Raw genomic sequence first — 13,211 nt, 5'->3', positions numbered from 1 at the left:
CCGACCCAGCGGTGGGCTCATGTTTTTACCTTTCCTGCAGACGCTGGCGCAGATCCAGCGCCTTGTCCGCGATCCCGAGCCCGCTCACCACGAAGGCCAGCTGGGCGAGGAGGATCAGGACCACGTAAAAAGCCAGCAGCACCTGCCATGGCCATTGCCGCAGTCCCGCCACGGTGTGGATCACTGCCAGCCCCTGGAACATGAACAGGACGCCCAGGATCAAGCCGATGTTCTGGCCAAAGAGCGCCAAATCACCCGAACCCAGCCAGCCCAGCAAAAAAGCCAGCGGCAGCATCAACAAAAACGCGTTGGGCAGGCTCCAATCGCGGAAGGGCTCGCCCTGCAGGGTGTGCTCTTCCGCGTAGCTGGCCTGCATCCAGCGCCCCAGCAGCAGTGCCAGGACCCAGACCACCACCGCGCTGGCGCCCATCAGCCCCGGGAAGAGCGCGGCCAGCTGCGCCACGGCCTCCGCGTTCGCCCCGCCATCCTGGGCGACTTGGCTCAGTGCCTGCTGCAGCACGCCCGTCCAATAGCTGGACGCCTCGCCCGGGACCGCGTAGACAGCCAGCGCCACGATCATGGCGCCCAAGCCCAGAAGCACCCAGCTGGCGGCGCGCAGCGTGCCGCTGCGGCGCAATACCTCGCCCAGCAGCCAGGCCGGCAGCCAGAGCAGCACGAAGGCCAAGCCGACAGCGGGCTTGATGGTCAAGAGCGCCACCGCCGCCGCGCTCAACGCGCCCACCTCCAGGCTGCCGCGGGTACCCACCTGCAGAGCGATCAGCACCACGACGGCGCAGCTGAACGCAAAGAGGGGACCGGCCAGCGGCGGCAGCCACCAGCCCAGGCTGAAAATCGCAGCCAGGCTCAGAGTGGCATGCCAGCGGCTGCGTAGGATCCAGGCGCTAATGCGCTCTGTCAGCGTTTCCGCCATCATCGCAAAACAGCGCCTGGCGCGCAGCCAGGTACGGTCAATTTTAGCTGATCACGTAGGGCAGCAGCGCCAGGTAGCGGGCGCGCTTGATGGCGACGCCCAGCTGACGCTGGTAGCGGGCCTTGGTCCCGGTGATGCGGCTGGGAACGATCTTGCCCGTTTCGCCGATGTAGGCCTGCAGGGTCTTCAGGTCCTTGTAATCGATTTCCTTCACGCCTTCGGCGGTGAAGCGGCAGAACTTCTTGCGGCGGTAGAAACCGCCACGCTTCTCGCCATCTTTCTTGGCAGCCGGTCTGCGATTCTGCATATTCATCTCTCCTAAACTGATTTCCCTTGTGCTGCTCGAACAGCTTGCGCGTGCAGCACCAGTCGATTTTCCCGCCCTACCCGTTCCCGCGCCAGAAAGCCGCTGACCACCACGCCGGTCTGCGGCTGAATGAGGGCAAGCTGCTCTGGCGCCAGATCGATGGCCACCACCCGGATCCGGCAGTGGCTGTGGCGCGGCAGCCCCGCCTCCAGCAGCACGGACCGATGCTCCAGCACGAAGCCGTGCACGATCTTGCCGGCGGGGGTGTAACGGACAGGATCCACTTGAGCGATGATACCACCTAAGTGGGTCAGGTTGGTATCAAGCCCCGCGTTCGGCAAGGTGCTTATTCGTTGTCGTCCTCGTCGCCATCGGCGGAGGCCGGCTCATTGTCGGCGCTGCTCTCGCCAGCGCTTTCCTGGCTGCCGTCGCGGGCCAACGGCGAGGGCGTGGTCACAGCCTCCTCGCGCTTGACGACCAGGTGGCGCAGCACGGCGTCGTTGAAGCGGAAGGCATGCTCGAGCTCTTGCAGGGTGGGATGGTCGCACTCAATGTTCATGAGCACGTAGTGCGCCTTGTGCACCTTGGCGATGGGATAGGCCAGCTGCCGGCGGCCCCAATCCTCCAGGCGGTGAATGGCGCCGCCGGAAGATTCGATGGTGCCGCGATAGCGGTCAATCATTTGGGGGACCTGCTCGCTCTGGTCGGGATGGACCAGAAACACGATTTCATAGTGTCTCAAGTGGAGCTCCTTTTGGCTGTCAAGCCCCAGGACGCGCCTGGAGCAAGGAGATGGATGAACAAAGGCGGGAAGTGTAAAGCAATCGACGGAAATTGCAAGGCCCGCGCCGACGCCTTACGCGGGCGCCTGCCGCTGGCGTACCGCTTCAAAGAGGGCCACGCCGGCGGCCACCGAAACATTCAGGCTGCCGCAGCCGCCCTGCATCGGAATGCGCGCCAGGGCATCGCAGTGCTCGCGGGTCAGGCGCCGCAACCCCTCCCCTTCGGCGCCCATGACGATTCCCAGGGGCCCGCGCAGATCCTGCTCGTAAAGGGACGCCGGCCCCTCGCCGGCCAGGCCGATCAGCCAGAGTCCGCGCGCCTGCAGCTGCTCCATGCTGCGCGCCAGGTTGGTCACCTGGGCGATCGGCAGACGCGAGGCCGCTCCGCTCGCCACCTTGCGCACCGTGGCATTGATCGGACAGGCCCGGTCCTTGGGCAGAATCACGCCGTGAACGCCGGCGGCCTCGGCCGTGCGCAGGCAGGCGCCGACGTTGTGCGGGTCCTGCAGGCCGTCGAGAATGAGGACGAAGGGCGGTGCCGGCTGCGTGTCCAGATGCTCCAGCAGATCCTCCAGCTGCCAGGGCCGGATGGGTTTGAGACGGGCCATCACGCCCTGGTGACGGGCACCGCCGAGCTGCCGGTCCATCTGCTCGCGGCTGCGGCTTTCGATGGAGAGGCGCTGCTGCCGGGCGCTCTGCAGGATGGGCCGCAGGCGCTCGTCCTCGCGCCCGGCCATGACCCAAAGCATCGCCACTTCCCCGGCATCGAGGGCGGCCTGCACTGCGTGAATTCCGAAGATCAGATCGTCGGCAGCGCTCATGCGGGTGGCTCCTCCGGAAGATACCCCTGCTCGGCCAGTTCGATGACGTCCGGCAACGCCCGCAGCGTCGGCGCAATCCAGGGCAGGCCCACCCGCGCGAAGGCATCCTCCTCCGTCGTGGCCGGCACCAGATCCCATCCGGGGCGCCGGCGCAGCCGCTGCACGAAGTCGGCCGGCCCGGTGTGGGCAATCAGGGCAAAGCCCAGGCTGTCCGCCGGGCTGCGGTAGAATTTGAGCACTTCGCCCATCGTCAGGCACACGCTGCGCTGGGGCGCGTCCACGGCGCCCGCATCGGGCACCTGACGCAGGAACGCCGGCCAGTCGGGCTCCGGGCTCTGCCCAAGATCCAGCAGAAGCTCCACGCGCTCGATGGTGTCGGCTCCCCGGCGCAAGGGCCCGCACGGCAGCAGCCGCCAGCCCAGGCCGCCGAAGTGCGCGATCACGCGCTCCTGCATGCACAAAGCACGAGGGCGCCGCATGCGCGGCGCCCTCGCTTGGCTCAGCGCCTCCATCAGGAGGCGGTGGGCGTGATCAGGATTTCGACGCGGCGGTTCAACTGCCGGCCGGCTTCCGTGCCGTTGCTGGCGATCGGGTTGGATTCGCCCATGCCCTGCGCCACCATGCGGCTCGAAGCCACGCCGCGGCTGGCCAGGTAACTCATCACCGCCTGGGCACGCTGCTGGGACAGACGCTGATTGAAGGCCGCATCGCCCACGCTGTCGGTGTGGCCGGTGATGGTCACGCGCGACTCGGGATAGCGGTTCAGCACGTCGGCCACGTTGTCCAGGATGCGATGGCCGTCGCCGACGATCTCGGCAGTGCCGAAGCGGAAGAAGGCTTGGCTGTTCATGGTGACGTTCAAGGCCTGCCCGTTGTTCACGCGCTGGATGTTGACCTCGTTCGCCGCCCGCTCCGCCGCCAGGCGCTGCTCCAGCTCGCGCTGCTGGTTGTCCAGGTAGCGGCCGATGCCGGCGCCGAGCAGACCGCCGACCGCCGCACCGATGACAGCACCAGTGCGCGGGTTGCCGGACTGGTTGCCGATCACGGCGCCGGCCGCGGCACCGCCCAGGGTGCCGATGACGGCGCCCTGCTGGGTCCGCTCATAGCCCGGCGTGGTGGCGCATCCCGCCAAGCCCAGCGTGCCGGCCACCAGCAAAGCCAAACCCCGATTTCTGACGCTGTTGTTCAAGGCCATACAAATATCTCCTGTTGCTGTCGTTATGATGAGCTTCCGTGGTCTAGAACGCTCACCGGGAGGATCGGTTGACGTGCGCCTTAGGCTACGGCTTCTGCCAGCTCGAAATCAATCTTGCCGTCGTCCAGATTCACCTGCACCACGCGCACCTGCAGCGCGTCGCCCAGCTGGAAGCGCCGTCCCGTGCGCTCGCCGATGAGCCGGTAACGCTCCGCCTGGAAGTGGAAGTAGTCGTTGCCCAGGGTGGAGATGTGCACCAGGCCCTCGACGAAGACTTCGTCCAGCTGGACGAAAAGCCCGAAGCCGGTCACGCCGGTGACGATGCCGGAGAAGACCTGGCCCACCTTGTCCAGCATGTATTCGCACTTCAGCCAGTTGACCGCGTCGCGGGTTGCCTCGTCGGCGCGCCGTTCGGTGGCGGAGCAGTGGGTGCCCATTTCCTGAAGTCGCTCATGACTGGCGCCGAACCAGCCCTCGCCCACCCCGTTCAGCAGCTGCTTGATGGTCCGATGGACGAGCAGGTCCGGGTAGCGCCGGATCGGCGACGTGAAATGGGTGTAGGCCGGATAGGCTAACCCAAAGTGACCGGCATTGTCAGGACTGTAGACGGCCTGCGACATGCTGCGCAGGATGACCGTCTGCACCATGTTGAAGTCCTTGCGGCCGCGCACCTTGTCCAGCAGCTTGGCGTAATGCTTGGCGGTCACCTCGCCCTGCACCCGGAAGGGGATGCCGAGCTCGGCCAGGAAGTTTTTCAGATCCTCCAGTTTGTCCGGCGGCGGCGCGTGGTGCACCCGGTACAGGACCGGAATCTCCTGGGTCTGGAAAAAACTGGCCGCGCAGACGTTGGCCGCCAGCATGCATTCCTCGATCAGGCGATGGGCATCGTTGCGCTGGGTCGGCACGATGCGCTCGATGCGCATGTCCTCGCCGTAGATGATGCGCGTTTCCTGGGTGTCGAAGTCGATCGCCCCGCGCTTTTCACGCGCGTGCAGCAGCGCATGATAGAGCGCGTACAGGGTTTCCAGCGGCTCCAGCAACGCCGCGTGCTGGTCGCGCGCGACCGGATCGCGGTGCTGCAGGATGGCAGCCACCGTGGTGTAAGTGAAGCGGTGATGCGAGCGGATCACCGCCTCGAAGAAACGGAAGCGCTTGATCTGGCCGGTGGCGCTGACGAACATCTCGCAGGCCAGGGCCAGGCGGTCCACCTGCGGGTTGAGCGAGCACAAGCCGTTGGACAGGGTCTCGGGCAGCATGGGGATGACGCGATTGGGGAAATACACCGAATTGCCCCGCTCGTAGGCCGCCCGGTCCAGATGGCTGCCCTCCTGCACGTAAGCGCCCACGTCGGCGATGGCGACGATCAGGCGGAAGCCGTTGCCCTGGCGCTCGGCGAAAACGGCGTCATCGAAGTCGCGGGCATCCTCGCCGTCGATGGTGACCAGCGGCAGCTCGCGTAGATCCACGCGGCCGGCCTTGGCCTCCTCCGGCACTGCGTCGGGAAAGGCTTCCGCTTCGGCCACCGCTTCCGGTGCCCAGACGTGGGGCAAGTCATACTTGCGGATGGCGATCTCCACTTCCATGCCCGGACCCATGTGGTCGCCCAGCACTTCCACCACTTTGCCTACCGGCTGCAGCCGGCCGTCCGGCTGCTGGGTGATCTCGATGGTGACGATCTGCCCATGCAGGGCATCGCCCCGATGCTTGGGCGGCACCAGGAAGTCCTGAGTGATGCGCTTGTCCTCGGGCACGACGATGCTGACGTCGTCCTCCATGAAGAAGCGGCCCACCAGCCGCTGATTGGCGCGCTCGAGCACCCGCACCACCGCGCCTTCCGGGCGGCCGCGCCGATCCATGCCGACGACCCGGCCGAGCACGATGTCGCCATGCATGGTCTGGCGCATCTGCTTGGGCGACAGAAAGAGATCATTGCCGCCCTCGTCGGGGATCAGGAAGCCGAAGCCGTCCGGATGGCCGCTGACTCGGCCGCGGATCAGATCCATGCGCTCGGCCACGCCGTAGGCGTTCTTGCGGTTGCGGACCACCTGGCCGTCACGCTCCATGGCCTTCAGGCGCCGGCGCAGGGATTCGACGTCCTCCTCCTCGACCTCCAGATCCTCGGCGATGCGCTCCAGCGTGGCCGGCGCTCCCAGCTTGGCCAGATAATCCAGAATCAGCTCGCGGCTGACGATCGGCCGCTCGTACTTCTGCGCTTCCCGTGCATACATGGGGTCGCGCTCAGCCAGGGGCGCAGGAGCTTTCTCCTTCTTCTTGCCCTTGGGCTCCTCGCCCGCATCCCACGACTCCTGCTTGTTTTGTTTTTTTCCTCTCGCCATTGACAACCGGCTCCTGTTCCGTGTATAAATTCATTCATGCCGAGGTGGCGGAATTGGTAGACGCGCTAGTTTCAGGTACTAGTGGGTAATTCCCGTGCTGGTTCGAGTCCAGTCCTCGGTACCAAATTCAAAAGCGGGTTATGGTCCTTCCATAACCCGCTTTTCTGTTGTTCGGTCAGCCTGTGCATGCCGCACATTGTGGGCTGATTGGCCGCGAGCGTCAATGGGCAATAAAACGCCGCGGATCGACGCAGGCTGCGCTGCGGCCGGAAAGCCGTGCGCAGCCGCATCAAACGGCAGGCGCCGGGCCCGTCCCCTCTTCATCCACCGCCAAGCCCTGCTCCAGCTGATAGATCCAGGCCAGCACCTCGGCCACGGCCCGATAGAGCTCCGGCGGAATTTCCTGATCCAGATCGAGTTGCAACAACAGGCCGACCAGCGCCGGCGATTCGTGGATATATACCCCGGCTTCCCGGGCTCGGGCGATGATGTGCTCGGCCACCAGGCCGCGCCCCTTGGCCACCACCCGCGGCGCGGCCTGTCCCTCGCGGTAGCTCAGGGCGACCGCGCCGGCCGGCTTATCGCGATCCGTCGGCGACATCCAACACCATGCCTTGCAGCGCCAGACCCGCATTCCGCAGGCCGTCGCGCAGCGATTCATCGGCCCGCAGCCGGGGCAACGCCGCCTCCGCCGCCTGGATGCGCAGCTGGACCTGGCGGTCCAGCAGCTGGATTTGGACGGAAATCCGTCCCAGCCCAGGCAGCTCCAGCTTGAGCGTGGTGAACCAGACCCGTCCCTCCACCCCGCCCGGCGCCGCGGCAGGGCGCTCCTCGATCTGCCACTCCAAGTGCTGGCCCGGCCAGATCTGCCCCGCCCAGTTCACTTGGCGGCTTTCCAGGCTGTGCAGCTGCTGCTGCACGAGATCGGCATGGCGGATCTGCAAGGATGCCGGCTCCGCCGCATCCGCCGGCGGGGGCTCCTGGTAGGCGCGGCGCACGTCGTGCTCCAGCTGGCTCGCCACGGCGCCTGTTCCTGCCCTGTCTCGCGCCGCCGGGTGCGCACCGGCGGCGGAATCCGCCCGCCCCTGTTCGCCCGGACGGCGGGACTCGGACGAATGATCGGCGGGAGCCTGGAGCAGCGGCGACGAGCGCCCCTGCGGCTCCTGCAGCAGGCTGGCCAGCGGACGCTCCCCCGCAGCCCAGCCGGCCACGTGGCTTTCATAGAACAAGCCGCTCTGCTCAATGGCCTGGGTCAGAACTTGGGCCAAGCGCACGGCCGGGGGCAATTCGCCGGCACTCAACAGCGGGACTGAGCGCACCGAGGCGGGTTCCATGGACGGCGCATCGGCAGCCGGCGGCTGGGTCGCCTGCCGCAGGGCGCTGATGAACTTGCCATCGCCGCTCAGCGCCACGGCTTCATGGCCGCTGGCTGCCGGCTTGGCCAGCAGAAAGCGGGGACCGCCTTGGCCGCTGCCCAGATAGACGAGCTCCAGCTTGTCGCCCGCACGCAGGCCGCCAGGCAGCGGCATCTCATAGCGCCGCGCGCCCACCGCCACCAGGAAACGATCCGGCGCGACCGGTGCCAGCACCTGGGCCGGCAGCCGTTGCCCGGGCGCATAGGGCAAGGTCTCTTCCGGCGGCGGCAGCACCTGGGTGGGGGAAAGCGCGTCTCCCCGATTCAGCAGCAGTTGGGCCAGGAGATCGGGAAGCTTCAAGGTGCGGGAGCGGGGGGACGGTGCATGGTCAGCAGCAGCTCCGCCTCTCCGCGGCTGAGTTCGCAGGCCTCCATCAAGGCCTCGGGGCCGTAGCCCTGGCGGATCAGCTCGATGGCGCGGGCGTAGGGCTGCTGCGGCAGGGGAGCGGCGGCAGCCGACAGGGGCCGGGTGAGACGCTGCTGCAGGTCATGGACCTCTTCCCGGACTTGCGCCAGGAGGCTCTGGGTTTCCAGCAGCGCGGCCTCCAGGTCGCGCACCTCGCGCATGCGCGCCTTGAGCATGTCGCCCGCCCGCGACTGGCCGCGCAGGATTAGGAACTGGGCGATGATAATCACCAGGACCAAACCCAGCAGCAAGTAGATGAGCAGCGGCGGAACCGTCAACCAGGGCACTCTCTTTCCTCAGGCGTAATCGTCGATGCCTGGCGAAGCAGGCCGTTCAGCGTTGCTATTGTCGGAATTTTCCGTGGAGGCATCAATAGCGGCAGCGCCCGGCGCCTTTTTCCTGTCGCGCCGGGCGCGGCGCTCGGCCTCCCGGCGTTCCCGGCTTGCGGCCAGCGCGGCCGCGGCATCCACGGGCGCTACGGGCTTGATCTCGGTCATGGCATGAACTCCCGACGAGGAAAACGCCATCCGCCGCCTAGTCTTCCGACAGCAGCTTGCCCAAGTCGAGCAGAATCAGCAGATCGCTCTGCCGGCGCGCCACGCCGTGGATGAACTGCACCCACTCGTCCTTGTCCATGCTGGGCGCCTTCTCGATCTCGCCGGCTTCCAGGTTGACCACTTCGGCCACGCTGTCCACCACGATGCCGACCACCTGCTTTTCCAGGTCCACCAGGATGATGCGGGTCTCCGGGGTGGGCTCCGCAGCCGGCAGATTGAAGCGCTCGCGTGTGCTGATGATCGGCACCACGTTGCCGCGCAGGTTGATGACGCCCAGCACGTAGCCGGGGGCGCCGGGCACGGGGGTGATCTCGGTCATGCGGATGATCTCCTGCACCTGCAGGACGTTCACGCCGTACTTCTCCTGATCGAGCTGGAATGTCGCCCATTGGGTCACGCCCTGGGTCTGGACCTTGGCTGTCTGTTCCACGGAACCTCCTTGTGATTTCACTCGCACGCCCGTTCCCGGGAGTACTTCAAATGGCCTTGTCCGGCAGTTCGATCAGGGGCGTGCCGCCGATCTTGCTGCGCTTGTTCGGGGCCAGGATGACGATGCTGACCCGGCGGTTCTTGGCCCGATTGAGCTCGCTGTCGTTGGGCGCCACGGGGTGGTATTCCCCATAGCCGGCGGCCACCATGCGGCCTGGTTCGACACCCTGGCTGGCCAGCAGGCGGATCACCGTGCTCGCGCGGGCGGCGCTCAGCTCCCAGTTGGACGGGAACTCGACCGTGTGAATGGGCTGGTTGTCGGTAAAGCCCTCCACCTGGATTTCATTGGGAAAGGTCGCCAGGATCTCCGCCACCTTGTTGAGCAGCGGCAGGGCATCGGGCGTCAGCGCCGCGCGGCCGGAGGCAAAGAGAAAATTGGCATTGATGTCCACCACGATGCCGCGAGCGCTGCGGGTGATGCGCACCTTGCCGGTTTTGATCAGCTCTCCCAGCGCCTTTTGCATTTCCTGGGCGATGCGATCCATGATGCCGCTGGCATCGGCCTTGACCGGCGTGCCCACGTTGATGGGCGTCTGCGAGGTCAGAGAGCCCTGCGGGGTGGGCGTCTTTCCGTTGGGAGACTGCGGCCCCACCTGGATCGGCTGGATCGAGCGCGGGCTTTCCTTGAAGGCGGCCACCAGCGACTCGCTCAAGATGCGGTATTTGCCCTCGTTGATGGAGGACAGCGCGTACATCACCACAAAAAAGGCGAAGAGCAAGGTGATGAAGTCCGCGTAGGACACCAGCCAGCGCTCGTGATTTTCATGCTCTTCGTGCTTTTTCTTGCGCGCCATCGGCTTCGCACCCGGCTACGGGATGTAGCTCTGCAGCTTGGATTCGATCAGCCGGGGATTTTCGCCCTCGGCAATGGAAATCAATCCCTGGATGAACATCTCCTTGAGCACGGTCTGATGATGGATGATGGCCTTCAGCTTGTTGGCGATGGGCAGGAAAAAGAGATTGGCCGCGCCGACGCCGTAGACGGTGGCCACGAATGCCACGGCGATGCCGCCTCCCAGCTTGGAGGGATCGGCCAGGTTTTCCATGACGTGAATCAAGCCGAGCACGGCGCCGAGGATGCCCACCGTGGGGGCGTAGCCGCCGGCCGATTCGAAAACCTTGGCCGCCTGGTTGTCCATGTGCTCCTTGGCTTCCATCTCCACTTCCAGCACCGCCTTCAGCTTGTCCGGCTCCGCGCCGTCCACCAGCATCTGCAGGCCCTTCTTGACGAAAGCGTCCTCCACATTTTCCACTATGGGCTCCAAGGCCAGGAGCCCGCCCTTGCGCGCCGTGTTGCTCCACTCCACCACCTGCTGTATCACCTCTTCAGGCGAATGGTGCGGCGGCTTGAAGACCCAGGCGGTCATCTTCAGCGCCTTGACGAAGACCGGCAGGGAAAACTGCAGCATGCAGGCGCCGATGGTGCCGCCGATGACGATGATGAAGGCGGTCAACTGCAGGATGGAGCCCACGTGGCCGCCTTCCAGGTGCTGGCCGCCCAGGATGGCGCCGATGGCCACCAGAATGCCCAGGATGCTCAGGATATCCATGCGTCAGACCTCCTCCTGCAGCAAGTCGGGCAACTCGGTCAGCGATACCACCCGCTCGCTGAGACCGGCGTCCACCACGGCCTTGGGCATGCCGTAGATCACGCAGCTTTCCTCGTCCTGGGCCCATACGGTCGCACCGTCGGCCACCAAGGCGCGCGCGCCCTCACGGCCATCCGCGCCCATCCCGGTCAGCACCACGGCCAGCACGCTGGCGCCGAAGACCTGAGCCGCGCTGCCGAAAGCGACATCGACGCTCGGCTTGTAAATCTGTTCCGCAGTGGCCTCTTCGACGCGGATGGCGACCTCGTCGCCGCGGCGCTCGAAGCGCAGCTGCCTGCCGCCCGGCGCGAGGAGCACCTGCCCTGGCAACAGGCGATCGCCGCTCTGCGCTTCCTTCACGTGCAAGGCGGAAGTCTGGTCGAGCCGCTGGGCGAAAGTGTTGGTGAAATTGGCCGGCATGTGCTGAATCAGCACGATGGGCAACGGAAAGCTCGCGGGCAGCCGGCTGATGATTTCCTGCAGCGCCTTCGGTCCGCCGGTGGAGGTACCGATGAGCACCAGTCGGTACGGAGGCGAGCGGCGCCGCCCGGAAGGCCTGTGCGCGGCCGCCGGCGCGGGCCGGGGCGCTTCGGTCAGCGCGGGGCGGGGCAGGCTGGATCTGGCCGGCTCGGCCGCTGCCGGCTTTGGCCTGTCGGGCGGCAGGCGCGCGCTGCCGGCCCGTTTGCGTTCCAGGCCCATGCGCCGGCCGGCGGAGGCCACATGCAGCACCTTCTCGCGCAGGATGCGCTCCACCTGGGCCCGGTCCTTGGCCAAGTCGCTCAGCCGCTTGGGCAGGAAATCGATGGCGCCGGCATCCAGGGCGTCCAAGGTGGCCGTGGCCCCCTCCTCGGTCAGGGAGGAAAACATCAGGATGGGCGTCGGACAGCGCGCCATGATCCTGCGCACTGCGCTGACCCCATCCAGCACGGGCATTTCCACATCCATGGTCACCACGTCCGGCTTCAGGGCGAGCACCTGCTCGATGGCTTCCCGCCCGTTGTCGGCAAAGCCCACGACCTGGATCTCGCCGCCGTGCTCCAGCATGCCGCGCAGCGCGCGCCGCATGAAGGCGGAGTCATCGACGATCAATACGCGGGCTGGCATTGCGAACTTCCTTTGCTCATCGTCAGTGCATGAGTCCGTGCGCATTGAGCAGATTGGGCACGTCCAGGATCAATACGACGTGGCCGTTGCCGGTGATGGTGGCCCCGGCAAAACCCTTGACGTGCTGCAGCATGGTGCCCAGAGACTTGATCACCACCTCTTCCTGGCCATACAGGGAGTCGACCACCAGGCCGATGCGCTGCTCGCCGATCACGGCGACCACCACGTAGGACTTACCTTCACGCTGGGAGCCATAGCCGAGGCGCAGCCACTGCGCCAGGTAGCCCAGGGGCAGCACCTCTTCCCGCACCAGCGCCACCTGCTGCCCGTTCACGATGCGGGTCTGGGACATGTCCAGATGGAAGATCTCCCGCACCAGGCTGAGCGGCAGGGCGAAGGTCTGGTTGCCCAGGCCCACCATGAGGGTGGGAATGATGGCCAAGGTCAAGGGCAAGCGGATCAGGAAAGTGCTGCCCTGCTGGGGCCGGGAATGGATGTCGATAGCGCCGTTCAGCCGGGTGATGTGGGTCTTGACGACGTCCATGCCCACCCCGCGCCCGGAGACGTCGGAGATCTGCTCCTTGGTAGAAAAACCCGGCGCGAAGATCAGATTGAAGGCTTGGCGCTCATCCAAACGGGCGGCGGTCTCCTCGTCGATGACCCCCTTCTCCAGGGCCTTGCGCTTGAGCACTTCCGGATTCATGCCGCGGCCGTCGTCGGAGATGGTGATGAGGATGTGGTCGCCTTCCTGCTGAGCGGACAGCAGTACCCGCCCCGTGGCCGGCTTGCCCGCCGCCAGGCGCTCTTCGGGCGTCTCGATGCCGTGGTCCACGGCGTTGCGCACCAGGTGCACCAGCGGATCGGCCAGCTCTTCCACCAAGGTCTTGTCCAGGTCCGTATCCTCGCCCTGCAGCACCAGCTCAATTTCCTTACCGAGGTTCTTGGCCAGATCGCGCACCAGGCGCGGAAAGCGGCCGAACACCTTCTTGATGGGCTGCATGCGGGTCTTCATGACCGCCGCCTGCAAGCTGGAGGTCACCAGATCCAGGTGCGCGGCGGCCGCCTCCCGCCCTTCCCCGTCACTGCTGCCCTCCAGGGTCAGGATGCGATTGCGCACCAGCACCAGCTCGCCGACCAGGTTCATGACCTCGTCCAGCCGCCGGGTGTCCACTCGAATAGTGGTCTCTTCTTTGTTGCCGAGCGTCGGCTCCGGCGCCTTCATTGCGTCCTTTGCGGGCGATGCCTCGGCGATCGGCGCCGCCGCCGGGCGCGTGCTGGCA

Annotated in this window: 17 protein-coding genes and 1 tRNA gene; 1 reads left to right on the top strand and 17 read right to left on the bottom strand. The window is 66.2% G+C overall.

Features of this window, described 5'->3' with window-relative positions:
• Positions 1-25: 25 nt before the first annotated feature.
• The 8 genes from G579_RS0114775 to rnr form a co-directional block, all read right to left on the bottom strand.
• On the bottom strand, positions 26-934 hold the full coding sequence (locus G579_RS0114775; protein ID WP_028990794.1) for a DUF2232 domain-containing protein: 909 nt from the start codon (positions 932-934) through the stop codon (positions 26-28).
• A 40-nt stretch (positions 935-974) separates the two neighbouring features.
• The gene (gene rpsR / locus G579_RS0114770; protein ID WP_028990793.1) at positions 975-1,238 is read right to left on the bottom strand and encodes a 30S ribosomal protein S18; all 264 of its coding nucleotides are present in this window, start codon (positions 1,236-1,238) and stop codon (positions 975-977) included.
• Between the two features lie 11 nt (positions 1,239-1,249).
• Positions 1,250-1,579, bottom strand: coding sequence for a primosomal replication protein N (priB, locus tag G579_RS18820; protein ID WP_081662834.1), 330 nt, complete (start codon positions 1,577-1,579; stop codon positions 1,250-1,252).
• A 5-nt stretch (positions 1,580-1,584) separates the two neighbouring features.
• Positions 1,585-1,980, bottom strand: coding sequence for a 30S ribosomal protein S6 (gene rpsF, locus G579_RS0114760; RefSeq protein WP_028990791.1), 396 nt, complete (start codon positions 1,978-1,980; stop codon positions 1,585-1,587).
• Between the two features lie 114 nt (positions 1,981-2,094).
• Positions 2,095-2,841 carry a 23S rRNA (guanosine(2251)-2'-O)-methyltransferase RlmB gene (gene rlmB / locus G579_RS0114755; protein ID WP_038020183.1) on the bottom strand — a complete coding sequence of 249 codons (747 nt, stop codon included), beginning with the start codon at positions 2,839-2,841 and terminating at the stop codon, positions 2,095-2,097.
• Positions 2,838-3,284 carry a nucleotidyltransferase family protein gene (locus tag G579_RS17930; RefSeq protein WP_155989901.1) on the bottom strand — a complete coding sequence of 149 codons (447 nt, stop codon included), beginning with the start codon at positions 3,282-3,284 and terminating at the stop codon, positions 2,838-2,840. The genes rlmB and G579_RS17930 overlap by 4 nt, the downstream gene beginning before the upstream one ends.
• Before the next feature lie 68 nt (positions 3,285-3,352).
• Positions 3,353-4,036, bottom strand: a complete 684-nt coding sequence (locus G579_RS0114745; protein ID WP_051181760.1) for an OmpA family protein — start codon at positions 4,034-4,036, stop codon at positions 3,353-3,355.
• Positions 4,037-4,116: 80 nt separating this feature from the next.
• Positions 4,117-6,372: a ribonuclease R gene (gene rnr / locus G579_RS0114740; RefSeq protein ID WP_081662833.1), complete on the bottom strand. Its 2,256-nt coding sequence runs from the start codon at positions 6,370-6,372 to the stop codon at positions 4,117-4,119.
• 38 nt (positions 6,373-6,410) lie between these two features.
• Between rnr and G579_RS0114735 the strand changes: the two genes are divergently transcribed.
• Positions 6,411-6,496: transfer RNA gene (locus tag G579_RS0114735), tRNA-Leu, on the top strand.
• Between the two features lie 165 nt (positions 6,497-6,661).
• On the opposite strand, the gene G579_RS0114730 is transcribed toward G579_RS0114735, so the two are convergent.
• The 9 genes from G579_RS0114730 to G579_RS17925 all read right to left on the bottom strand — a co-directional run.
• The gene (locus G579_RS0114730) at positions 6,662-6,973 is read right to left on the bottom strand and encodes an EscU/YscU/HrcU family type III secretion system export apparatus switch protein (protein ID WP_028990787.1); all 312 of its coding nucleotides are present in this window, start codon (positions 6,971-6,973) and stop codon (positions 6,662-6,664) included.
• Complete coding sequence (gene fliK / locus G579_RS0114725; protein ID WP_028990786.1) at positions 6,951-8,087, bottom strand: flagellar hook-length control protein FliK; 1,137 nt, start codon at positions 8,085-8,087, stop codon at positions 6,951-6,953. The genes G579_RS0114730 and fliK overlap by 23 nt, the downstream gene beginning before the upstream one ends.
• Complete coding sequence (locus G579_RS0114720; protein ID WP_155989899.1) at positions 8,084-8,479, bottom strand: DUF2802 domain-containing protein; 396 nt, start codon at positions 8,477-8,479, stop codon at positions 8,084-8,086. Before G579_RS0114720 ends, fliK begins: the two co-directional genes overlap by 4 nt.
• Before the next feature lie 9 nt (positions 8,480-8,488).
• The gene (locus G579_RS0114715) at positions 8,489-8,689 is read right to left on the bottom strand and encodes a hypothetical protein (protein WP_028990784.1); all 201 of its coding nucleotides are present in this window, start codon (positions 8,687-8,689) and stop codon (positions 8,489-8,491) included.
• Between the two features lie 37 nt (positions 8,690-8,726).
• Complete coding sequence (locus G579_RS0114710; protein WP_028990783.1) at positions 8,727-9,179, bottom strand: chemotaxis protein CheW; 453 nt, start codon at positions 9,177-9,179, stop codon at positions 8,727-8,729.
• A gap of 46 nt (positions 9,180-9,225) precedes the next feature.
• Complete coding sequence (gene motD / locus G579_RS0114705) at positions 9,226-10,032, bottom strand: flagellar motor protein MotD (RefSeq protein ID WP_028990782.1); 807 nt, start codon at positions 10,030-10,032, stop codon at positions 9,226-9,228.
• Between the two features lie 15 nt (positions 10,033-10,047).
• Complete coding sequence (locus G579_RS0114700; RefSeq protein WP_028990781.1) at positions 10,048-10,788, bottom strand: flagellar motor protein; 741 nt, start codon at positions 10,786-10,788, stop codon at positions 10,048-10,050.
• 3 nt (positions 10,789-10,791) lie between these two features.
• Entirely contained in the window at positions 10,792-11,931 is a 1,140-nt protein-coding gene (locus G579_RS0114695; RefSeq protein WP_028990780.1) for a protein-glutamate methylesterase/protein-glutamine glutaminase, read from the bottom strand.
• Between the two features lie 22 nt (positions 11,932-11,953).
• On the bottom strand, positions 11,954-13,211 hold a 1,258-nt coding region (locus G579_RS17925), incomplete at its 5' end, for a chemotaxis protein CheA (protein ID WP_162143012.1).

The sequence above is a fragment of the Thermithiobacillus tepidarius DSM 3134 genome (assembly GCF_000423825.1).
Classification (GTDB): Bacteria; Pseudomonadota; Gammaproteobacteria; order Acidithiobacillales; family Thermithiobacillaceae; genus Thermithiobacillus; species Thermithiobacillus tepidarius.
The sequence above is the reverse complement of the archived record's forward strand: the minus strand, read 5'-3'. Positions and strand labels throughout refer to the sequence as shown.